The sequence below is a fragment of the Novosphingobium meiothermophilum genome (genome assembly GCF_003171715.1).
GTDB classification, from domain to species: Bacteria; Pseudomonadota; Alphaproteobacteria; order Sphingomonadales; family Sphingomonadaceae; genus Novosphingobium; species Novosphingobium meiothermophilum.
In genome coordinates, this window is the sequence record NZ_QGHL01000008.1 from 62,644 (window position 1) to 84,599 (window position 21,956).

A 21,956-nucleotide genomic window follows, 5' to 3' on the forward strand; every position below is an offset into this window, starting at 1 on the left:
TGCGGTTCCCCCCTGTGGGAGTCGTGAACACGAAACGTGACGTTAACCGCAAACTTACCATCACAAGCCGCAGAAAACCAAGGTTCCGGTCAGGCCAGAGTCAGCCCCTGTCCCGAATCGGGTCAGACCGTGCCGGAAGCGTGGATTCAGATCGACGCGGCGATGACGCGCGCCAGCGCCTCGATGCCTTCAGCGTCGTCCTCGTCGAAGCGGGCGGACAGGGGGCTGTCGAGATCGATCACCGCAATCACCGTGCCATCGCGGATCACCGGCACCACCAGTTCCGACCGGCTTGCGCTGTCGCAGGCGATATGGCCGGGAAAGGCATGGACATCGGGCACGAGTTGCGTCTTGCCGCTGCTTGCCGCTGCCCCGCACACGCCCTTGCCAAAGGGAATGCGGATGCACGCCGGCTTGCCGATGAACGGGCCGAGCACGAGTTCACCGCCCACCGCGCGATAGAAGCCCGCCCAGTTGAGATCGGGAAGGAACTGCCAGATCAGCGCCGCCAGGTTGGCCATGTTGGCGATGCCATCGGTCTCGCCTGCAATCAGAGCGCGTGCGGCTTCGACTAGATCGGCGTGAAGCTGGGCCTTGGTCTGGCCCTGAGTGGGAGCAAAAGTGAACATCCTTCGGCCCATAGCGCAGCGCTGCGGCAATGTCGCCTTGCACCTGAAGCCTTGGTCCCAAACCCTCGTTCAGGCCATTGCCCTATCGGCCCGACAGCCCTAGTTTCGCGCGCCATGAACCTTCTCAAGAACATCCTCGTCACGCTTGGCGTGATTGCCGCTCTCCTCGGAGCATGGGTTGTATGGTCCGTGCGCGGACCTGCCGCCGAGTTCTCGGTGGAAGAGACCACCGGCCCGAAGCCGAAGCTTGCCGAACCCGACGAGCAGACCATTCCCACGGTGCGGACCGCCGATCCCATCGGCTGGAAGGATGGCGAAGCGCCCGTGGCGGCGGCAGGGCTTCAGGTCACGCGCTTTGCCGACAGGCTTGAGCATCCGCGCACGATCTTCACCCTGCCCAATGGCGATGTGCTGGTGGCCGAAACCAATTCGCCGCCGCGCAACGTGGGCGGGATCACGGGCGCGGTCATGGGATACCTGTTCAAGAAGGTGGGGGCGGGCGGGCCTTCGCCCAACAAGATCGTGCTGCTGCGCGACGGCGATGGCGACGGGAAGGCCGAGCAGCGCTTCGTGATGGAACATCCCGCGCTCGATTCCCCCTTCGGCATGGCATGGCGCGATGGCCGCCTGCTGGTGGCCAATCACAATGCGGTCCTCTCCTTCGCCTTCACGCCGGGCCAGACCGCGCTTTCGGGAACGCCGGAAAAGCTGATGGACCTGCCCGGCGGCGGCAACCACTGGGCGCGCAACATCCTGCTCACGCCGGATGGGGAACGGCTGTTCATCACCGTGGGTTCGGCTTCGAACATCGCCGAAAACGGGATCGAGGAAGAGCGCGGGCGCGCCACCATCCACGAGTACGACTTCGCCAAAAAGCGTTCGCGCGAATATGCGGGCGGGCTGCGCAATCCCAACGGGCTTGATTTCAACCCCAACAGCGAGGAGCTGTGGACCACGGTGAACGAGCGCGACATGCTCGGCCCTGATCTGGTGCCCGATTACCTCACCAACGTGCCCTTTGGCGGCAACTATGGCTGGCCGTGGGCATACTGGAAGAAGAACATCGACTGGCGCGTCAAGGCGCCCATGCCGCAATACCTGATGGACTACGTGCGCAAGCCCGAATACGGCCTTGGCGCGCATGTCGCGCCCTTGGGGCTGGCCTTTGCCAGGGCTGGCAACCGCATGGGCGAAACGTTCCGTCAGGGCGCCTTCGTGGCGCGGCACGGTTCGTGGAACCGGCGCCCGCTGTCGGGCTACGATGTGGTCTTCGTGAAGTTCGACGCCATGGGCAATGCCCTGCCGGAACCGCCGGTTCCGGTCCTCACCGGCTTTCTCACCAAGGATGAAAAGGCAAGGGGCCGCCCCACATGGGTCGCCTTCGCAAAGGACGGCGCGCTGCTTGTGAGCGACGATACCGGTGGCGTGATCTGGCGGGTCATCGCGCCCGGCGCCGAACCCGCGCCGGAAATCAAGCCGCTACCCAAGGCCACGCCGCCGCCCCAGCCCAAGGGCACGGGCAAGCTGATCATGAAACCCACGCAAGACCCGGCTATGGCGAACCCGGCAGGCTGATGTCGCTGATGACAGCGGGCGGTCAGAGCGAACGGCCGGCCCGTCCTGCCAGTTCGTTGACATATTGCCACGCCACCCGGCCCGAACGCCCGCCCCGGCGCTTTGACCACTCCAGCGCATCGGCTTGGTCCCACGCGAGGCCGAAATGCTGCGCATAACCCGCGATGATGGCGAGATAATCGTCCTGCGTGCAATTGTGGAAGCCGAGGCTGAGACCGAAGCGATCGGCCAGCGCCAGACGATCATCGACCACATCGCGGGGATTGATCGGATCATCCTGTTCCGAAAGGTGGCGTTCCACGATGGCGCGGCGATTGGACGTGACCGCAAGCCGGACATTGGCCGGGCGCGCCTCAACCCCGCCTTCAAGCCATGACCGCAGCTTGCGCGCACCTGATGAATCGGAGGCATCGAAACCGAGATCATCAAGGAACACGAGGAAGCGCCGGTCCACGCCACCCAGTGCGGCGAACAGATCAGCAAGCCCGGCATCGGGGTTGGCCTGCACCAGCGCGATGGTGCCGCCATGCGCCATCTGCGCGGCAAGCGTGGCGGCGCGCAAAAGCGCCGACTTGCCCATGCCGCGCGCGCCCCACAGCAGCATGTCGTGTGCGGCTGCACCGCGCGCCAGCCGGTCCACATTCGTGACCACGGCCTCCTTCTGCTTGTCGATCCCCTGCATGAGATCGAGCGCAGGCGCTTCGAGCACGGCAATCCCGCGCGCGGCCCTGCCATCCCAGACATAGGCGGGGAAGGCCTGCCAGTCGGCACTGGCGCGGGCGGGCGGAGCAATCCGTTCGAGCGCGGCCGCGATGCGCGCCAGAAGCTCCTCGGTCATGCCCGCGTGCTCATCGCGGCAGGGCATCGCTGGCAAGATCATAGAGCAGGGCCGCCCCCGCCATGGCCGAAGATCCCAGACCACGCGCTTCGGGCACGATCACCCGGTTGAAGAACCTGGTCACGGCGATCTTGCCGTGCAGATCCGAGGCGCGCGACTGGCGGGCAAGCTGCCATCCGGCCACGGCCACGGCGCACATCGTGGTGAAGGGCACTGATCCTGCCAGCTTGTCATCGAGCGATGCGGTTGTGCTCATCCACTGGCCGATCGCGGCGGCATCGCGGGCAAGCGCGGCCACTTCGGGCACGTCCTCCATCTCGGCCGCAATTTCAGCCATGAGCGCTTGCAGCACGCCGCCTTCATCGTAGCCCAGCTTGCGGGTGACAAGATCGGCCGCCTGAATGCCGTTGGTGCCTTCATAGATCGGCGCGATGCGGGCATCACGGTAATGCTGGGCAGCGCCGGTTTCCTCGATGAAGCCCATGCCGCCGTGCACCTGGATGCCAAGGCTGGCCACTTCGCAGCCGATGTCGGTGCCCCATGCCTTGAGCATGGGCACCAGAAGTTCGGCGCGCTTCTGCGCATCCGCATTGCCCAGCGCGCCGCGATCGACCTGCCCGGCGGTGTAGTAGAGCAACGCGCGGCTGCCTTCGGTCAGTGCGCGCATCCGCATCAGCATCCGGCGCACGTCGGGATGTTCGATGATCGGCACCGGCGTCTTGTCGGGCGAACCGGCGCGCGCGGACTGCACCCGGTCCTGTGCATAGGCCACCGCCTGCTGGAACGCGCGTTCGGCAATCTGCACGCCCTGGCTGCCCACATTGATCCGCGCCGAGTTCATCATGGTGAACATTGCGCGAAGCCCGCCATTTTCGTGACCGACCATCTCGCCGATGCATTCACCGTTATCGCCATAGGACATGACGCAGGTGGGCGAGGCATGGATGCCCAGCTTGTGTTCTATGGACACGCAGCGCACATCGTTGCGCGCACCGATGGAGCCATCCTGTTCCACGTGGAACTTGGGCACGATGAACAGCGAGATCCCGCGCGATCCTTCGGGTGCGCCGGGCGTGCGCGCCAGAACGAGATGAATGATGTTCTGCGCGGCATCATGCTCGCCGAAGGTGATGTAGATCTTGGTGCCGCTGATCCGGTATTTGCCTGCATGCGGCCCTTCGGTGATCGGCGTGGCGGTGGTGCGCAGAGCGCCCACATCCGAACCAGCCTGCGGCTCGGTCAGGTTCATCGTGCCCGACCATTCACCGCTGATGAGTTTTGGCAGGTAGAGCGCCTTTTGCGCTTCGCTGCCGTGATGCTCCAGTGCCTCGATCGCACCGACCGTCAGCATCGGCAGAAGCGTGAAGCCCATGTTGGCCGCGCCCAGCGTTTCCAGCGCCACGGTGGCCAGCGTGAAAGGCAGGCCCTGTCCGCCGTATTCGGCCGAACCGGCAATGGAGTTCCAGCCCTGCTCGACAAAGGCCCGGTAGGCATCGACATAGCCGGGCGGCAGGGTCACGGTGCCGTCCACGCACTTTGCCCCCACCTGATCGCCCGCGCGGTGCAAGGGTGCCCATTCACCCGCGGCAAAGGCACCGACGCCTTCGACGATCGCTTCGACCAGATCGGGCGTTGCCGCTGAAAAACGCTCATGCTGCGCAAGTTCGTCGATACCGGCGCTGACCTTGATTGCCAGGATCTGATCGGCGGTTGGCGGGGTAAAGGTCATCGGTCCTCTCCAGTCAGCATTCCCGTGCACGCGCGCGGCGCTTGGCGCGGGCCGGCTTGGACCCTATAGCGCCACGAATGGAGCCGACAAAGCCTTCGAAAGTGCAGCCTGCCGATGCCAAGGGCCTTGCCGAAGCGGCGCGCGTGATCGCGACCGGGGGCACTGTCGCCGTTCCCACCGAAACCGTCTATGGCCTTGCCGCCCGTGCCGACGATGCCATGGCAGTAGCCGGCATCTACCGCGCAAAGGGCAGACCCGATTTCAACCCGCTGATCGTGCATTTGCCGGACGTTACGGCAGCGGGCGAAATCGCCGTGCTCGATGACCGGGCAAGAGCGCTGGCACAGGCGTTCTGGCCAGGCGCGCTGACCATGGTCCTGCCCCTGCGAGACGGCGCACACATTACCCCCGCAGTCAGTGCCGGACTGCCCACCGTGGCGGTGCGCTGTCCTGCCCATCCGGTCATCCAGAGCCTGTTGAAAACCTGTGGATTGCCGCTGGCCGCTCCATCGGCGAATCGCAGCGGCGGCGTCAGCCCGACCAGCGCTGCGCATGTCGCGGCATCGCTGGGGGGCAGGGTGGACCTGATCCTTGATGGCGGCGAAACGCGGCAGGGCATCGAATCCACGATCGTCGGCCTGCGCGAGGACGGGACATGGAGCCTGCTGCGCCCCGGACCGATCACCGAAGCCGCGATTGCCGAAGTGCTGGGCGGCCCCTCTGCCGCAATGACAAGCGCGCGCATCGAGGCCCCCGGCCAGCTTGCCAGTCACTATGCCCCCGGAAAGCCGGTCCGCCTTGATGCCGCCACGAGCGGCGTGGACGAGTTCATGATCGGCTTCGGCGATGTGCCGGGGGATGTCTCGCTCTCGTCGGCAGGAGACCTCGCCGAGGCAGCCGCCCGGCTCTATGCCTGCCTGCATATCGCTGCCGCGGCAGCACAGCCCAGAATCGCCGTGGCGCCGGTTCCCGATCACGGCATCGGACTTGCCATCAACGACCGGCTGCGCCGGGCGGCTGCCTGAAGCAGTGACCCAACGGCTCGCCTGACGACCAGCCAGAACCTAAGCCTCTATGCAAAAAAGGCCCGGATCGCGTTCCGGGCCTTTCGCTTACTGGTTCATCGTGGCGAAGAAATCCTCGTTGGTCTTGGAATCCTTCATCTTGTCGAGCAGGAACTCCATGGCATCGACCGTGCCCATCTGCATGAGGATGCGGCGCAGCACCCACATCTTGGAAAGCTGGTCCTTGGGCACCAGCAGTTCTTCCTTGCGGGTGCCGCTCTTGCCCACGTCGAGCGCAGGGAAGATGCGCTTGTCGGCCACCTTGCGATCAAGCACGATTTCCGAGTTGCCGGTGCCCTTGAACTCTTCGAAGATCACTTCGTCCATGCGGCTGCCGGTATCGATCAGCGCGGTGGCGATGATCGAGAGCGAGCCGCCTTCCTCGATGTTGCGCGCCGCGCCGAAGAAGCGCTTGGGACGCTGGAGCGCATTGGCATCGACACCGCCGGTCAGAACCTTGCCGGAAGAGGGAACGACGGTGTTGTAGGCGCGGCCAAGGCGCGTGATCGAATCGAGCAGGATCACCACGTCGCGCTTGTGTTCGACCAGACGCTTGGCTTTCTCGATGACCATTTCGGCCACCTGCACGTGGCGCGAGGCCGGTTCGTCGAAAGTCGAGGAAATGACCTCGCCCTTCACGCTGCGCTGCATGTCGGTGACTTCTTCCGGGCGCTCGTCAACCAGAAGCACGATCAGGAAGACTTCGGGGTGGTTGTCGGTAATGGCCTTGGCGATGTTCTGGAGCAGCACGGTCTTGCCGGTGCGCGGCGGGGCCACGATCAGCGCGCGCTGGCCCTTGCCCTGCGGGCTGACAAGATCGATCACGCGCGCGGACTTGTCCTTGACCGTGGGATCGAGCGTATCGAGCTTGAGGCGCTCGTTCGGGTAGAGCGGGGTCAGGTTGTCGAAGTTCACGCGGTGGCGCACGGCCTCAGGATCATCGAAGTTGACCTTGATGAGGCGCGTGATCGAGAAATAGCGTTCGCCATCCTTGGGCGCGCGCACTTCGCCTTCCACGGTATCGCCGGTGCGCAGGCCCCACTTGCGGACCTGGTTGGGCGAAACATAGATGTCGTCAGGCCCGGCAAGATAGTTCGCCTCCGGGCTGCGCAGAAAGCCGAAGCCGTCGGGCAGAACCTCGATCGTGCCGATGCCGAGGATTTCCTCGCCGTCTTCCGCCATTTCCTTGAGGATGGCGAACATCAGATCCTGCCGCCGCATCGTGCTGGCGCCTTCGACCTCAAGCTCTTCGGCCATCTGGACCAGCTCTGCCGGGGTCTTCTTTTTCAGTTCTTTCAGGTGCATTTCTTTTGTTCCCAAGGGAATGCTGAGATGGCCGGAAACCTCTTAGGGGCTTGGAGAAAGCGAGAGGGCGGCTGCGGCTTTGGGCAGCGCATCACGTTCCGGCGCGGAAGGGCATATGCCCGCGCGCAGGCTTAGTCAATCAGGCACGGATCAGGCCGCCCGCAGCCGGAAAATGGCGTCTGCTCAGAAGGGCTTCACGATCACCATGATGACAATGACCGCCGCCGCAATGCCGGGGATTTCGTTGAGCAGCCGCAGCTTCTTGCCCGACAGCCTGCGCACGCCGGAAGCGAGGAGCTGCGCATAGTGTGCCAGCCAGAACTGGTAGGCGGTGAGAACCAGCACGAGAGCCAGCTTCAGATGGAACCAGCCCTGCTGGAACGCGCCGATATCCATCGCAAGGCCAAGGCCCAGAACCCAGACCACCACCAGCGAAGGCCACATGATGATCTTCATCAGCTTGGCCTCGCGGTCCACCCAGATCGCGTTTTCCGGCGAACCTGGCAGAGCTTCCTGATGATAGACGAAGAAGCGCGGCAGCATGAACAGGCCCGCCATCCAGAAGATCACGAAGATGACATGGCCCGCCTTGAGCCAGAGATAGAGCATCGCCAATACCTGCTGCATGAGTTGCGCTCTCGTCTGCCTGTGCGCCCCCGCGCGCTATTTCGGCCGATGACGAGCAGTTTGCAAGTGCCCCGAAAGGGTTCAGTGCGACCAGCCCCGCACGATTCCGAGCAGGGCCTCCACATTCCCGATGGGAGTGTGCTGGCCGATGCCGTGGCCAAGGTTGAACACGTGCGGACGATCGGCAAAGGCTTCGAGGACGCGGATCGTCTGGCGTTCAAGCTCCGGTCCGCCGGCCAGCAGCAGCAGCGGATCGAGATTGCCCTGCACGGGCATTCCCGCAGGCATTTCGCGCGCTGCCCAGAGCGGGTCGATCGTCTCGTCGACACCCACGGCATTGACGCCGGTTTCACGGGCATAGGCGGCCAGTTTCTCGCCCGCGCCCTTGGGGAAGCCGATCACCGGAACGTGCGGATAGCGGCGCTGCATTTCGGCGGCGATCTTCGCGTTGGGGGCAATGACCCAGCGTTCGAACTCGGCAGGGGCAAGGCTGCCCGACCATGAATCGAACAGTTGCAGCCCTTCGGCGCCGGCTTCGACCTGGCCGGAAAGGTATTCGATCGTCACCTGCGTGATGGCATCGATGATTGCCTGGAATGCGCCCGGATCGCGATAGGCAAGGGCGCGGGTATCGTGATGATCGCGGCTGCCTTCGCCTGCAACCATGTAGGTGGCGACAGTCCACGGGCTGCCGGCAAAGCCCAGCAGGGTCGTTTCAGGGGACAGCTGCGCCTTCACCTTGGCAACCGTCTCGTAGATGGGGGAAAGGCGCTCAGGCACCGCGACAAGGCTATCCAGCGCCACATCGAGGAGGCGGGGGGAAAGGTCCGGTCCTTCGCCGACGAGGAACCTGAGATCCTGCCCCATCGCATAGGGCACGATCAGGATGTCAGAAAACAGGATTGCGCCATCGAAGCCGAAGCGGCGGATGGGCTGCACCGTCACTTCGGCAGCGGCATCGGTATCATAGACGAGCGCGAGAAAACCGCCCTTCTGGCTGCGCAGTTCGCGGTATTCGGGCAGATAACGCCCTGCCTGCCGCATGAGCCAGACCGGCCGCCGGGAGAGATTGGCACCGCGAAGGGTATCGAGCAGGGGGCCGGGCATCGTGCGCTTTCGTCCAATCCACTAAATAAGATTCTTATTGAATCAGGTTGAAGATGTTTGTTGGCCCTGTGGAAACCGGGGATTGCGCTGGTCTGCCCGATTTGTGAGTCCGCTTCCACACTTTTCGGTGTGTGCGACTCTGGACAGTGCATGAGTCAACGCAAAGTTGTCATCGCTCTCCACAGGCTGGGGAAAAGCCTTTCCACCTGTCCACAAGTGGCGCTGAAGAGGACTCGCATCGCGGGCGAATCCACGGCCGGAACTTGTCCCTGATCCTGTCCCGTGGTTTATCGGTGCTGTTTCCACAGGATCATCCCGACCCTGCGGCAGAACCCTTTGGACAGCCCGCCCATGCAGCGCCTGCACCTGCACCTCCTATCCGATTCCACCGGCGAAACGCTGGAAATGATCGCGAAGGCTGCGCTGGCACAGTTCGATGGTGCGGATGTGGTGCGCCATTTCTGGCCGATGGTCCGATCGATGCAGCATCTGGACCGGATCATGGGCGAAATCGCCGCCAATCCGGGGCTGGTGCTCTATACGCTGGTCAATCCTGAAACCCGCGAACGGCTGGAGCAGCGCTGCATCGCGCTGGGCCTGCCGCATGTGGCAGCGCTTGATGCGGTATCGGATGCGCTGGAACAGCAGCTTGGCCTGCCGGTCAAGGGACGCCCCGGCCGCCAGCATGTGATGGACGAAGCCTATTTTCGCAGGGTCGAAGCGATACAGTTCACGATCGCCCACGACGACGGCGTGAACTGGGAAAACTGGGAAGAGGCCGACATCGTGCTGGCAGGCGTCTCGCGCAGTTCCAAGACGCCGACCTCGATCTATCTTGCCAATCGCGGCTACAAGGTTGCGAACATCCCGATCGTGGTCGAAAGCCCGCCTCCGCCCATGCTGTTTTCGCTGCGCAGGCCGCTGGTGGTGGGGCTGACGACGAGTCCGGAACGCCTGATTGCGGTCCGCCGCAACCGCTTGCTGTCGCTCAACCAGGCACCGGAGACAGCCTATGTCGACAATGAACAGGTCACGCGCGAGGTGCAGTTTGCACGCCGCATGTTTGCCGATAACGGCTGGCCGGTAATCGACGTTTCGCGCCGTTCCATCGAGGAGACGGCCGCGGCCGTCATCAACCTCTACAACGAACGCGCCGCGGCCGGTGGCAGCGGCGATGGAGCAAAGCCGATATGACCCTGATCCTCGCGAGCCAGAGCGCCTCGCGCAAGATGATGCTGGAGGCTGCGGGCGTGCCGTTCGAGGCGCGCGGATCGGATGTGGATGAACATGCGATCAAGCGCGAACTTCTGGGCGTGCCGGGGTGCGAGGTGGCGCAGGTTCTGGCCGAGGCCAAGGCGCTGGCAGTTTCGGCGGCCATGCCCGGCAGGCTGGTGCTTGGCGGGGATTCGCTCGTCGAGGTGGCGGGGCGCCAGTTCGACAAGCCCCTCAGCCGCGAGAACGCGGCCGAACACCTTGCCTTCTTCTCCGGCAAGGAGATGAAGCTCCATTCCGCTGCCGTGCTGATGCGCGACGGGGGCCGGGTGTGGAAAACCTGCGAGACCGCAACGCTCAAGGTCAGGACGCTTTCCTCACAGTTTATCCAGAGCTATCTCGACAGCGAGTGGCCCGCCGTGGCCGGGTGTGTGGGCGTGTTCCGGATGGAAGCGCGCGGTGTGCAATTGTTCGAGACGATCGAGGGAAGTCACTTTACGGTTCTGGGAATGCCGCTGCTGCCGCTGCTTGCCGCGCTGCGCCTTGAGGGAGCGCTTGCCGCATGAGCGTGCCTTATGCCGAAGTGATCGGCGATCCGATCGCGCAATCGAAATCGCCCGTGATTCATGGCTGCTGGCTGGAAAAGCTGGGTCTTGAAGGGCGTTATGACCGCGCGCACGTCAAGGCGGAAGGACTGGCCGATTATCTTGCCGCGCGGCGTGCCGATCCGCACTGGCGCGGCTGCAATGTGACGATGCCGCACAAGCAGGCTGTCATTCCCCTGCTCGACCGGCTCGATCCGCTGGCGCAAAGGATCGGTGCGGTGAACACGATCGTGCCCGAAGACGGTGCGCTGGTGGGATACAATACAGATGCGCCGGGATTCCTGGAACCGCTGCGCGCAGAGCTGGATTGCACGCACTATTTCCGCATGGCGCGGGTGCTGGGCACGGGCGGAGCGGCGCGCGCGATCATCGCCGCACTGGCCGATGCGCACATGGTCATCGTGCTGGCGGGGCGCAACGTGGACAAGGCGCGGGCGCTGCTCGACGAGCTGGATCCGGGCGGCGAACACCACGTTGCCCCGCTCGATCACTTTGCCGATGCCACCGATTTTGCTTTCGATGACCGAGAGGGATGTCTTGATCTCGTGGTCAATGCCTCGTCGCTGGGCATGACGGGGCAGCCTGCGCTGACCTTTGACCTGAGCCATGCCCCGCCGGGATCGGTGTTCTATGATATTGTCACCAGCCCGCTGGAAACGGCCTTTCTCAAGGCGGCAAAGGCTGCTGGTTTCCGCACGATCGACGGGCTTTCCATGCTGATCGGGCAGGCCGACCATGCGTTTCGGCGCTTTTTCGGTGCGCTGCCGCCGCGTGGCGATGCCGACACCGAACTGCGCGAAAGGATACTTCGGGCATGAGGGGTCAGGCGTGAGGATTGAGGCATGAGCCGGCCTTTCGTTCTTGGGCTGACCGGATCGATCGGCATGGGCAAGTCGGCCGTGGCGATGATGCTGCGCGAACTGGGGGTGCCGGTGTTCGATGCCGATGCCGCGGTGCATCATCTCCAGGGGCCGGGCGGACATCTGGTGGGGGCGATCGAAGCGGCCTTTCCCGGCACTACCGGCCCTGAAGGCGTGAAACGGCAGGAACTGGGCGCGCGTGTCTTCGGCGATGTCGAGGCGCTGAAGCGGCTGGAGGCAATCGTGCACCCGGCGGTGGCGCAGCTGCGCGAGGCCTTCATGATCGAGCACATGGGCGAGCCACTCGTCGTTTTCGATATTCCGCTGCTTTACGAGAAGGGCCACGGGCGCGATCTCGATGCGGTGATGGTGGTTTCGGCCCCGGCCGAAGTTCAGCGCCAGCGCGTGCTTGCGCGGCCCGGCATGACGCCCGAAAAGTTCGCGCATATCCTGTCTCTTCAGGTGCCGGATGCGGAAAAGCGCGCATGGGCCGATCATGTGATCGACACCGGTGTCACCCTTGACGAGACGCGGGCGCAGGTTGCCGCGCTGGTTGCGGCGATCCGCGAAAAAAACCCGAAGGCGTGAAGGCGCCGCCTCTTGCCAGCCCTTCTTTGCGGGTCCACATATCCTGTGATGCGTGAGATCGTTTTCGATACCGAGACGACCGGGCTGGACCCGAAGAGCGGGGATCGGCTGGTCGAGATCGGCTGCATCGAGATGGTCAACCGGGTGCCGACCGGTGCGGTATTCCATCGCTATTTCAATCCCGAACGCGATATGCCCGCCGAGGCCGAGGCCGTGCATGGCCTGTCGATCACGTTCCTTTCCGACAAGCCGAAGTTTGCCGAGGAGGCCGATGCGTTCCTCGATTTCATCGGCGATTCGCCGATGGTCGCGCACAATGCCGGGTTCGATTTCGGCTTTATCAATCACGAGCTGGAACTGTGCGGGCGCGTGCCCGTAAGCCGGGAACGCATGGTCGATACCGTGGCCATCGCCCGCCGCAAGCACCCCGGCGCAAAGCTCAGTCTCGATGCGCTGTGCTCACGTTATGGCATAGACCGCAGCCACCGCACCAAGCACGGGGCGCTGCTCGATGCCGAACTGCTCGCGCAGCTTTATGTCGAATTGCAGGGCGGCAGGCAGATCGGCCTTGAACTTGCGGCACAGACCGCAGCGCAAGGTGCCTCTGTCGTGGCCCGTGAAGAGACCGTCATGGCCGCTTCTGCCACCGTCCGCACCTACCGTTCCCCGCGCCCGCATTCCGCGAGCGCCGAGGAGCTGGCCCGTCATGCCGAGTTCATGGCGGGCTTCAGCGAGCCGATCTGGTCGCGCTGAAGCGCGCGGGCGGGCGGCTTGCCAGAGTGACAGGAGAAGTTGTTTATGGATATTCGCGTTTCGGGACACCAGGTCGATACCGGCGCTGCCTTGCAGACCCATGCCGAACAGCGCCTTGGCGCCATTGTCGACAAGCACTTTTCCCGAGCGCTTTCCTCGCACGTCACGCTGGGGAAGGCGCCGCACGGCGGATTCCGATGTGACATCGTGACACATGTGACGCAGGGCCTGATCCTCAAGGGCAGCGCGGTGGCGCAGGATGCACATGTCGCGCTCGACCAGTCGGCCGAGAAGATCGAGAAGCAGCTTCGCCGCTATCGCCGCCGTATCAAGGACCGCCACGAAGGGGCCGATCATGCCCGCAAGACCGACGAGGCCAATTTCGATTTCCAGGAAGCGGCCTATACCGTGTTCGTCCACGATGAGGCGGGCGAGGAAGAGCCGGCCGATGCCCCGCTGGTGATTGCCGAAACGCGCGTCGATGTTCCCACGGCTACCGTTTCGGATGCAGTGATGATGCTGGACCTGCGCAACACCAATGCGCTGCTGTTCAAGAACGCGGGCACCGGTGTACACAACATGGTCTATCGCCGCGGTGACGGATCGATCGGCTGGGTGGAGCCGAAGTAAGGCGGCAAAGACCCTGATGATGCCCGGATGGCAAAGGACGACAACTGCCATCCGGCCATCGGGTCTGTCGGCCGGCAGTGGCCGGATGGTTTCCCGATTGTTGCGGCTTCGTTGTGAACCGCTTTGCACTTGCCTTTGCCAGCAATCGGGCGCATGTGCCCGGCACTGCCCGCCGGGACCGGAATGACTGGCCCGCGCGCCAATTTCCCCATGGCCCGGTTCACCGGGCATTTGCACACTAGTGATACGCTGCGAATTGATGTCGGCATTGTTCACCCTTGATCCTTCGGCTGTCCGCGTTGTCCGGGCCGATACCAAGCAGCAGATCCTTGCCGATCTCGCGGCCTGCTTTGCTGCGGTCTATGGGCTTGATGTCGCCACCGTGATGGACGGGATCGAGGAACGCGAAAAGCTTGGAAGCACGGGCTTTGGCCGGGGTGTGGCCATCCCCCATGCCCGCGTGGACGGGCTGGAGCGGCCGGTTGCGGCGTTCTTCCGGCTGGAAAGCCCGGTCGAGTTCGCCTCTGCCGACGGAATGCCCGTCGATTGCGTCTTCGGCCTGCTTTCCCCCACGCAGGCCGGTGCCACGCATCTTCAGGCGCTGGCGGCGATTTCGCGGATGATGCGCGACGAACGCATGCATGAACGGTTGGTTTCGGCGCCCGATGCCGAAGCGCTGTTCGGCCTTCTCGTCAACGTCATCGATCGTGATGCCGCCTGAACCCCAAGCTGGCGCCCACGCCAATGCCAGCGCCGCCCTGCACTGGCGGGCGCTTGAAGGGCTATATGCCTCCGCCCCGGTCAACGGGCTGTTCGCCTCGCGTCTGGAGATTGTTGGCGAGGGCGCCTCGCGCATCGTCTTCGATGTGACGCCATCGTGCTTTCACGCGGCCGGTGCGGCGCATGGCACGATCTATTTCAAGATGCTCGACGATGCTGCCTTCTATGCGGCCAACACGCTGGTCACGGACCGTTTCCTGCTGACGACCTCGTTCAACCTGTTCTTCACCAAGCCGATCAATGGCGGGCGGGTGATCGCCGAGGGACGCTGGGTTTCGGGGCGGCGGCGCGTGCTGGTGGCCGAAGCGCGCCTCGTCGACGAAGATGGCGATGAAGTCGGCCGCGGCACGGGCACCTTCCAGCGTTCGCGCATCCCGCTTTCCAGCCTTGAAGGCTACAATGCCGGCCTGCGCCGGGCACTCGCCTGATCTGTCCGCGTGGACGCGCGCCTTCCCGCACACCTTGAAGTGAATGCAATGATCCGCAGCGCGCAGGCGCTCGGCGGCTTCGGTATGGTGCTCAACAAGGGCGAGCGAGAGGCCGGAACAATTCTGGTGGTTATCCTTGACAATCAAGGCGCTGGCACGGTTCTTGACCGGATGCCGCAGCTTGACGGAACCCGCAAATGGTGCGAGGTTACATCACAAGCATTTGATAACCTTAATGAAATCCAACCCTATCTGGACCGGCGCGTGCAGCAGGATCCCGATATGTGGATTGTCGAACTGACTGTCGCGGATCGGGAACGGTTCATCCGCGAAACCCTGTCTGCCGCCTGAACGCGGGTTGACTCTCGCGCCCCGGCAATTAAGGGCGCGCTACCAATTTTGCGCAGGCGGTGACGGAAGGCAGCAAGGCCCGATGCACTGGCACGCAGACGGGGGGCAACTGCCATGGCCCTTCGATGCCCGTTTTGACGAGTGCTGATCCCGCAATGTCGGACAGCGCCCAATCACAACCGGCGTCGCGCCATGGACGGAAGTTCACCGCCCAATGACGATACAGGATGAGCAACCGTTTCAAGTTCGCAGCTTCACTGAGCATTGCTGCGACATTCATCACAACGCTTTTCAGCACGGCCGGTTCCCATGCCGCCGCTCAGGGCATCAATGCCCCGGTCGCCTCGGTGGCGACATTCATCTCCCAGCCCGTCGTTCAGCCGGTCAGCCAGACCGCCGATGACGACAACGACGAAGCCGATGCCGCTTCGCTTGCCGAGCTGGTTGCAGAAACCGACATTCCCGCCACGCTTTCGAACGAGCTTGAGTGCCTTGCCGGCGCGGTGTTCTTTGAAGCCAAGAGCGAATCCCTCGCAGGCCAGCTTGCCGTGGCCCGCGTGATCGTGGCCCGCGCCAATTCGGGCCGCTTCCCCTCGTCCTATTGCGGCGTGGTCTATCAGCCCTCGCAGTTCTCGTTCGTGCGCGGCAATGCCATGCCTGCCATCGATCGCAGCAGCCGCGCCTGGCACACGGCCGCGCGCATCGCGGTGATTGCCGATGAAGGTTCGTGGAAAAGCCCCGTCGAAGGCGCCATGTTCTTCCACGCGGCCCATGTCTCGCCGCGCTGGGGCAAGACCCGCATGGCCCGCGTCGACAGCCATATCTTCTACCGCTGATTTTTCAGCCGCTGATCGCTTCGGCATCGCGGAGGCATGAAAGAGGGCCGGCTCCCGCAGGGGAACCGGCCCTTCTTGCGCTTGCCCCAGGCGGGGTGAGCCTCGCGATCAGTGGCGGAAGTGACGTCTTCCGGTGAAGACCATGGCAAGGCCCGCCTCGTCCGCAGCCTTGATGACATCTTCATCGCGGATCGAACCGCCCGGCTGGATCACGCAGGTTGCGCCCGCTTCGACCGCTGCCATGAGGCCATCGGCAAAGGGGAAGAAGGCATCCGAAGCCACCGCAGAACCCACCGTGCGCACAGCGGCAAAGCCATGCGTTTCGGCCGCTTCCCTGGCCTTGGCGGCGGCAATGCGCGAGGAATCGCGCCGGTTCATCTGCCCCGCGCCAATGCCTGCGGTCACGCCGTCCTTGGCATAGACGATCGCGTTCGATTTCACGTGCTTGGCCACGGTCCAGGCAAAGAGCGCATCGGCCAGTTCCTGCTGCGTCGGCGCGCGCCTGGTCACGACCTTGAGATCGGCCGGGTCGATCCTGCCCGCATCGCGATCCTGCACGAGCAGCCCGCCTGCGATGGGCACGGTGACAAGACCCTTGCGGTTTGCATCCGGAAGCGCATCCACCAGAAGCAGGCGCAGGTTCTTCTTGCGGGCGAAGGCTTCCTTTGCCGCCTCGTCGGCGCCGGGGGCAACCACCACCTCGGTGAAGATCTCGCAGATGGCACTGGCTGTCGGGCCGTCGAGCGGCACGTTGGTGGCAACGATCCCGCCAAAGGCCGAAACCGAGTCGCATTCGAGCGCAGCCTTCCACGCATCGGCCAGCGTTTCGGCCGTGGCGACGCCGCAGGGGTTGGCGTGCTTCACGATGACCACGGTCGGCTTGCCGCCGGCAAACTCGGCCACGAGTTCGAGCGCGGCATTGGCATCATTGTAGTTGTTGTAGGACAGTTCCTTGCCCTGCACCTGCACTGCCTGCGGCAGACCGATGACGGAGGGGTTGCGCGGCACGTAGAGGGCGGCGTCCTGATGAGGATTTTCGCCATAGCGCAGCGTGGTGACGCGGCTGTGCGCGCTGGCGAGGACGGGGGGAAAATGTTCGCCCTGATCGACCGTGGCGAACCACTGCGAAATAGCCGCATCATAGGCCGCCGTGGCAGCATAGGCCTTGGCGGCCATGCGGCGGCGGAAGGCCAGCGTGGTAGCGCCGCCGGTTTCATCGAGCTGTGCCAGAAAGTCGGCATAGTCGGCCGCGTCGGTCAGGATCGTCACGTAATCGTGGTTCTTGGCCGCCGAACGGACCATCGAAGGGCCGCCGATGTCGATGTTCTCGATCACTTCATCGCGCGCGGCGCCCTTGGCCACGGTGGCCTCGAAGGGGTAGAGGTTCACCACGACCAGATCGATCGCTCCGATCCCGTGCTGCGCCATGGCGGCGGCATGTTCGGGATTGTCGCGCACAGCCAGCAGCCCGCCGTGGATCATCGGGTGCAGCGTCTTGACCCGGCCATCCATCATTTCGGGAAAGCCGGTGTGTTCGGACACGTCCTTCACGGCAAGGCCGGCATCGCGCAGCGCTTTGGCGGTGCCCCCTGTCGAGAGCAGTTCGACACAGCGCGCGGCAAGCGCCTTGCCCAGTTCGACCAGCCCCGATTTGTCGGACACCGAGAGCAGCGCCCGCTTGATCGTAATCTCGCTCACGTGGATTTCCTATCTATCGCATCTTCTTGAGCAGCCAGGAGAAGCTCTCTCCGCTGCGGGGAATCTTGGCGATGACGACAAGTTGCCGCGTGCCCACGGGACGCCCGGCGCCATCGGCCCAGAGGCTTTCCTCGATCGACACCGGATCGCGGCCCGAACGGAACTGCCACAGGCTGCCATCCGGCAGGGCAAGCGTTACGCCTTTCCCGTCCGCGCTGGCGGACAGCTCGATATGCGGGCCGAGATGGAAGCGCAAGGCAACGTTGATCATGCCGCGCTTCCCCTTGCGCCCGGTCGGGACGAGCAGATCCTCGCCGCGCAGTTCGGTGCCATCATCGCGCAGGATCAGGATGCGCCGGTGGGTGAGGCCGAAGCGGCTGACATAGCCGTTGTGGCTGGCCTCGACCCGCGTGGCGCCGGGACCGGCACCGGTTGCAGCCAGTGTGCGCCGGTCAACCTCGACTTCGGAAACCCCCGAACCGAGGCGGCCATTGATGAGCACGGCCGTGGAATTGAAATCCTCGATCGTCAGGGTGGAATGTGCGGCAGTGGCGCGCAGGCCCTGTTCCAGCCTCAACGGAATCAGCCCGCCCGCAAAGGCAGCGCCCCCGCAGTTGACGATCAGGCGTTCCCTGCCGTGACTGAACTCGAAGGCAAGGGTTGACGCACAGCCATCGCGGGCGTGGCGCGCAACCGGCGGCGGCCCGGCATCGAATTGCAGCACGGCCTTGCCGGCGCTGACGCGCTGGTATCCCCACTGGCGCGCATCGCGCAAAGGCCGTGTGCGGATGCCGCTGGCCTTCACCAGAGCCTCGATCCGCTCTGCATCGAGGGCGCCTGCGCCCTGCCAGTTGCCAAGGCCGCCATCGCCGTGCAGCAGCGCCAGCAGCGGCGGGACCAGCAGGGTCAGCATGGTCTGGATCTGGGGCAGAGGTTCGGCGCGCACTGCTTCGTAGCAGGCGCGCAGGCCGATGAGCAGTTCGATCGCCTCGATCTGGCAAAGCGGGCTGCGCGAGAGGACGCCCCCGTCATCGCTGACCAGTTCGCCCAGCGCGCGCACCAGCCCTGCTTCGGCAAAGAGGCGCCGTGGCTTGCCGTCGGCCATGATCAGCCCCGTGGCGACAAGGCCGCACCAGCCCGCCACTTCGCCCAGATGGTCGTCGGCCTTGCTTACCCTGCGGTCAAGCCAGCGCGCCGTATCCTCGATGGTGTGCAGAACCTTGTTGCGAAAGGCGCGATCCTGCCCCGAAAGGATCAGCGGAGCATGGACCATCCAGTTGAGCAGGCGGTGGCCGACATTGCCGATGCTCCACGCAGGCGTTGGATCAGGGGAAGGGTTGGCGGCAAGCCACGTGGCAAGGATGCGTTCGGCCACCTGCGCGCATTGCGGACGCGGACCCCCTGCTTCCAGATCACGCAGCCAGCGAAAGCCATGCACCATGCGTTCAAAGGCCGGGGCAAGGCGGGGGCCGGCAAAGGCCGTATCGGCAATCGGCGATTTGTAGCCATGGATCAGGAAATGCCCGGCGCGCAGGGCCTTGCCCGCGGCGGGATCGCCCGCAAGCGGGGCAAGGACGGTGGCGGTCAGCCGGGTCTTGCCGCGCTTGCGGAAGGGCTGGGCAAGCCCGATCCCGTAGGCGAAGCGCAGCAGCCGGTCTCCTGCGCCGAGCGAGGGCGGCGCAAAGTCGGCCAGAGCAAGCGCCCGGCCGGGTTCGATTACGCCTGCTTCGATCTGGGGCGGGGCGATCAGGGGCGCTTCCATGCCCGGCGCGGACGCGGCTGCGGATCGGGGAGCGGAAAGAGGGCTGTCGGTCGGTTCGGCCAGCGGTTCCTCCATCTCTGGGCGCAAGGGCACTGCGCGCCGATCTGCGGCCTGACCTGCGCCAGCGCCGGGTGCGGCCGCAGGACGACTTCCGGCATCGGGGAAGCCGCCTTGCTGCATATCAGCCCAGCGCCTTCAATGCAGCAATGTTTGCCCGGTATTGCGATGGCCCGCCCCGGAAGGACGCGGTGCCGGCCACCAGCACATCGGCCCCGGCATCCACGCACGAGCGGATGGTCTTGGTATCAACCCCGCCATCGACCTCAAGATGAATATCCCGGCCCGACTTGTCGATCATCTTGCGCACGGCCTCGATCTTGCGAAGCTGGCTGGAGATGAAGCTCTGCCCGCCGAAACCGGGATTGACGCTCATCACCAGAACGAGGTCCACATCGTCGATCAGGTAATCGAGCATCTTGGCCGGGGTTCCCGGATTGAGCGAGACACCCGCCTTCTTGCCCAATGCCTTGATCGCCTGCACCGTGCGGTGGATGTGCGGGCCTGCTTCGGGGTGGACGGTGATGATATCGGCCCCTGCTTGGGCAAAGGCTTCAAGATAGGCGTCCACCGGCGAGATCATGAGGTGCACGTCGAACGGCTTGGCGCTGTGGGGGCGCAGCGCCTTTACCACCATGGGGCCGATGGTGATGTTGGGCACGAAATGCCCGTCCATCACGTCGACATGGATCCAGTCGGCCCCGGCTTCGTCGATGGCGCGCACTTCCTCGCCAAGCCGGGCGAAGTCTGCCGACAGAATGGAAGGGGCAATCAACGGTGTCATCGGCGCGCATCTTCCTGCATCGGGTGGCAGGGTTCATGGATGCACGCATCGGTGCCTGCAAACGGCCACCCCACAGGTTCAGCGCTTACCTGTGGCGAATCGGCCTAACAAGCATTTGCGCCATCCTTATCCACACGGAATGACCCGATCCGGGGCGATCTGCGCGCCTCTGCCCTGTGCTGAACCGCCGCCAACCAAAGGGTTCAGCGGCTATTCAGTGCGACATTCATACTTAACGATCAGCGAAACTGTCGGTATGTGTCCGGCACGCACGGGTGCGGAAAGGTTGGAAGAACCGCGCTTATTTGAACGCCGCTGGCAGAATGCTGCCATAGTATCACGTTGGATTCGGGGCCTTTTGATTATGACCAAGCCGAGACGTTGGCGCGCCGCGGCGGCCATTCCTGTTGCCATCGTGGCGGCCCTGACCGCCTGGGGATCAAGCGCTGCGGCGGCAACGCCCAACTGCGCCGGGCCTGCCAGCGACACCTGGATCAATATCACGATCGACGGCGTGCGTAATGGCAATGGCCTGATGGCGGTCACGCTCTATGCCGACGAGCCGCGCAAGTTCCTCGCCAAGAAGGGTTCGCTCTATGTGGGGCGGGTTGATGCGACGGCGCCGGAAACCCGCATGTGCCTGTTTGTGCCCAAGCCCGGCATTTATGCCATCGCCGTCTATCACGACGAGGATGCCAGCGGCCGGATCAACCGCAGCGGCATGCTTGGCCTGCCGGAGGAAGGTTTCGGCTTTTCCAACAATCCGCCAACTGTGGCGAGCATTCCCTCGTTCCGTTCGGTGCGGTTGCACATCGCCAAGACCGGCCTTTCGACCCGGATCAGCCTGCGCTACCCCTGACGCCGCCGCGGATCAGCGCTCGCTGTCGGCAATCTGCGGGGGCATGATGCCTGCCATGGCGAAAGTCTGCGCAAGGTGCCAGGGGGCCAGTTCCTCGGCCAAGGCGTGAGCGCGCGGATCGTCCACGTCCATCCACCACGCATCCTCGATGTCCATGGTTCCGGCGCGGCCCTTGTCGGCAAGCCGCTGCATCCCGTCGGAAAGCGATCCGGGCCTGCCATCGGCAATGGCCTCGCGGATGGCCACCGCCAGTTCGGGCGTTGCCAGAAATGCCCCGCAGTCAACCGCATCATAGGGGCTGATCGTCTTGCCGATGGCGGTGATGCGGCCTTCATCGTCAAGCCTGACCCACGTGGCATCGTCAGGATCGACCAGCGGATTGTCGATGCGGCGATCGATGGCCAGCGTAACCCCGCGCGTCGGCCGGTCTTCCTGCATCAGTCGGGCAAGGATGTCGGCCTCGAAGATGTGGTCGGCCATCATCAGAAGGTAATTGCCTTCGCACCGCGTGGCGCCTGCCATGACCGAGTGGCCATTGGGTGTCGACCAGTCGGACAGGCGGACCGGGATGATCTCGATCCCTGCGCGCAGCGAAAGCCCGGCGAGGAAGGATTCCAGCATGTCGGCACGGTGCCCTGTCACCACGATCACGCGCGTGACCCCGGCCAGCATGGCCTGCCGCACGCCGATCTCGATCAGCGGCATTCCCGCAACCGGGGTGAGCGGCTTGGATGGGGAAAGTTCGGCAAGGCGGCTGCCATAACCGGCAGCGATGATGAGGGCATCCATGAGACGATCCGGCGAAAAGGAAGGGGCGGTGTTCAAACGAAACGGCCGGCCAGACAATCGCCCGGCCGGCCGCTTTCGCTTGCGCGCGTG

Annotated in this window: 23 protein-coding genes; 13 read left to right on the plus strand and 10 right to left on the minus strand. The window is 64.4% G+C overall.

Annotated features, from left to right (window positions below):
• Nucleotides 1–146: 146 nt before the first annotated feature.
• On the minus strand, nt 147–629 hold the full coding sequence (locus tag DKM43_RS08830; RefSeq protein ID WP_109798145.1) for a GAF domain-containing protein: 483 nt from the start codon (nt 627–629) through the stop codon (nt 147–149).
• A 114-nt stretch (nt 630–743) separates the two neighbouring features.
• Here DKM43_RS08830 and DKM43_RS08835 point away from each other — a divergent pair, with 114 nt between their 5' ends.
• Entirely contained in the window at nt 744–2,204 is a 1,461-nt protein-coding gene (locus DKM43_RS08835; protein ID WP_109798146.1) for a PQQ-dependent sugar dehydrogenase, read from the plus strand.
• 22 nt (nt 2,205–2,226) lie between these two features.
• On the opposite strand, the gene DKM43_RS08840 is transcribed toward DKM43_RS08835, so the two are convergent.
• Together DKM43_RS08840 and DKM43_RS08845 are read right to left on the minus strand one after the other, a co-directional pair.
• Complete coding sequence (locus tag DKM43_RS08840; RefSeq protein ID WP_109798441.1) at nt 2,227–3,042, minus strand: DUF815 domain-containing protein; 816 nt, start codon at nt 3,040–3,042, stop codon at nt 2,227–2,229.
• A gap of 10 nt (nt 3,043–3,052) precedes the next feature.
• Nucleotides 3,053–4,771: an acyl-CoA dehydrogenase gene (locus DKM43_RS08845; protein ID WP_109798147.1), complete on the minus strand. Its 1,719-nt coding sequence runs from the start codon at nt 4,769–4,771 to the stop codon at nt 3,053–3,055.
• Between the two features lie 77 nt (nt 4,772–4,848).
• Between DKM43_RS08845 and DKM43_RS08850 the strand changes: the two genes are divergently transcribed.
• On the plus strand, nt 4,849–5,796 hold the full coding sequence (locus DKM43_RS08850; RefSeq protein ID WP_109798148.1) for an L-threonylcarbamoyladenylate synthase: 948 nt from the start codon (nt 4,849–4,851) through the stop codon (nt 5,794–5,796).
• A gap of 87 nt (nt 5,797–5,883) precedes the next feature.
• On the opposite strand, the gene rho is transcribed toward DKM43_RS08850, so the two are convergent.
• From rho to hemE, 3 genes are all read right to left on the minus strand, one after another.
• Nucleotides 5,884–7,140, minus strand: coding sequence for a transcription termination factor Rho (gene rho / locus DKM43_RS08855; RefSeq protein ID WP_109798149.1), 1,257 nt, complete (start codon nt 7,138–7,140; stop codon nt 5,884–5,886).
• Between the two features lie 183 nt (nt 7,141–7,323).
• Nucleotides 7,324–7,767 carry a CopD family protein gene (locus DKM43_RS08860; RefSeq protein WP_109798150.1) on the minus strand — a complete coding sequence of 148 codons (444 nt, stop codon included), beginning with the start codon at nt 7,765–7,767 and terminating at the stop codon, nt 7,324–7,326.
• Nucleotides 7,768–7,848: 81 nt separating this feature from the next.
• On the minus strand, nt 7,849–8,874 hold the full coding sequence (gene hemE, locus DKM43_RS08865; RefSeq protein WP_109798151.1) for a uroporphyrinogen decarboxylase: 1,026 nt from the start codon (nt 8,872–8,874) through the stop codon (nt 7,849–7,851).
• 351 nt (nt 8,875–9,225) lie between these two features.
• Between hemE and DKM43_RS08870 the strand changes: the two genes are divergently transcribed.
• The 10 genes from DKM43_RS08870 to DKM43_RS08915 all read left to right on the plus strand — a co-directional run bounded on the left by DKM43_RS08870 (nt 9,226) and on the right by DKM43_RS08915 (nt 15,917).
• The gene (locus DKM43_RS08870) at nt 9,226–10,068 is read left to right on the plus strand and encodes a pyruvate, water dikinase regulatory protein (RefSeq protein ID WP_109798442.1); all 843 of its coding nucleotides are present in this window, start codon (nt 9,226–9,228) and stop codon (nt 10,066–10,068) included.
• Nucleotides 10,065–10,652 carry a Maf family protein gene (locus tag DKM43_RS08875; RefSeq protein WP_109798152.1) on the plus strand — a complete coding sequence of 196 codons (588 nt, stop codon included), beginning with the start codon at nt 10,065–10,067 and terminating at the stop codon, nt 10,650–10,652. Before DKM43_RS08870 ends, DKM43_RS08875 begins: the two co-directional genes overlap by 4 nt.
• The gene (gene aroE, locus DKM43_RS08880; protein ID WP_109798153.1) at nt 10,649–11,509 is read left to right on the plus strand and encodes a shikimate dehydrogenase; all 861 of its coding nucleotides are present in this window, start codon (nt 10,649–10,651) and stop codon (nt 11,507–11,509) included. Before DKM43_RS08875 ends, aroE begins: the two co-directional genes overlap by 4 nt.
• Nucleotides 11,510–11,533: 24 nt before the next feature.
• Nucleotides 11,534–12,139: a dephospho-CoA kinase gene (coaE, locus tag DKM43_RS08885; protein ID WP_109798154.1), complete on the plus strand. Its 606-nt coding sequence runs from the start codon at nt 11,534–11,536 to the stop codon at nt 12,137–12,139.
• A gap of 48 nt (nt 12,140–12,187) precedes the next feature.
• Nucleotides 12,188–12,892, plus strand: a complete 705-nt coding sequence (gene dnaQ, locus DKM43_RS08890) for a DNA polymerase III subunit epsilon (protein ID WP_109798155.1) — start codon at nt 12,188–12,190, stop codon at nt 12,890–12,892.
• Nucleotides 12,893–12,937: 45 nt separating this feature from the next.
• Nucleotides 12,938–13,522, plus strand: a complete 585-nt coding sequence (gene hpf, locus DKM43_RS08895) for a ribosome hibernation-promoting factor, HPF/YfiA family (RefSeq protein ID WP_109798156.1) — start codon at nt 12,938–12,940, stop codon at nt 13,520–13,522.
• Nucleotides 13,523–13,781: 259 nt separating this feature from the next.
• Complete coding sequence (locus DKM43_RS08900; RefSeq protein ID WP_109798157.1) at nt 13,782–14,243, plus strand: PTS sugar transporter subunit IIA; 462 nt, start codon at nt 13,782–13,784, stop codon at nt 14,241–14,243.
• Entirely contained in the window at nt 14,233–14,730 is a 498-nt protein-coding gene (locus DKM43_RS08905) for a PaaI family thioesterase (RefSeq protein WP_109798158.1), read from the plus strand. Before DKM43_RS08900 ends, DKM43_RS08905 begins: the two co-directional genes overlap by 11 nt.
• A 9-nt stretch (nt 14,731–14,739) precedes the next feature.
• On the plus strand, nt 14,740–15,081 hold the full coding sequence (locus tag DKM43_RS08910; RefSeq protein ID WP_109798159.1) for a DUF1491 family protein: 342 nt from the start codon (nt 14,740–14,742) through the stop codon (nt 15,079–15,081).
• Between the two features lie 227 nt (nt 15,082–15,308).
• The gene (locus DKM43_RS08915) at nt 15,309–15,917 is read left to right on the plus strand and encodes a cell wall hydrolase (protein WP_109798160.1); all 609 of its coding nucleotides are present in this window, start codon (nt 15,309–15,311) and stop codon (nt 15,915–15,917) included.
• A 108-nt stretch (nt 15,918–16,025) separates the two neighbouring features.
• Here DKM43_RS08915 and purH read toward each other — a convergent pair whose 3' ends face one another.
• The 3 genes from purH to rpe all read right to left on the minus strand — a co-directional run bounded on the left by purH (nt 16,026) and on the right by rpe (nt 20,218).
• The gene (purH, locus tag DKM43_RS08920) at nt 16,026–17,615 is read right to left on the minus strand and encodes a bifunctional phosphoribosylaminoimidazolecarboxamide formyltransferase/IMP cyclohydrolase (protein WP_109798161.1); all 1,590 of its coding nucleotides are present in this window, start codon (nt 17,613–17,615) and stop codon (nt 16,026–16,028) included.
• A gap of 13 nt (nt 17,616–17,628) precedes the next feature.
• Nucleotides 17,629–19,452 carry a heparinase II/III family protein gene (locus DKM43_RS08925; RefSeq protein WP_109798443.1) on the minus strand — a complete coding sequence of 608 codons (1,824 nt, stop codon included), beginning with the start codon at nt 19,450–19,452 and terminating at the stop codon, nt 17,629–17,631.
• A 106-nt stretch (nt 19,453–19,558) separates the two neighbouring features.
• Entirely contained in the window at nt 19,559–20,218 is a 660-nt protein-coding gene (rpe, locus tag DKM43_RS08930; RefSeq protein WP_109798162.1) for a ribulose-phosphate 3-epimerase, read from the minus strand.
• 364 nt (nt 20,219–20,582) lie between these two features.
• Between rpe and DKM43_RS08935 the strand changes: the two genes are divergently transcribed.
• Nucleotides 20,583–21,077 carry a DUF2141 domain-containing protein gene (locus DKM43_RS08935; RefSeq protein ID WP_109798163.1) on the plus strand — a complete coding sequence of 165 codons (495 nt, stop codon included), beginning with the start codon at nt 20,583–20,585 and terminating at the stop codon, nt 21,075–21,077.
• Nucleotides 21,078–21,089: 12 nt separating this feature from the next.
• Here DKM43_RS08935 and DKM43_RS08940 read toward each other — a convergent pair whose 3' ends face one another.
• Nucleotides 21,090–21,866 carry a phosphocholine cytidylyltransferase family protein gene (locus DKM43_RS08940; RefSeq protein WP_109798164.1) on the minus strand — a complete coding sequence of 259 codons (777 nt, stop codon included), beginning with the start codon at nt 21,864–21,866 and terminating at the stop codon, nt 21,090–21,092.
• Between the last annotated feature and the right edge of the window lie 90 nt (nt 21,867–21,956).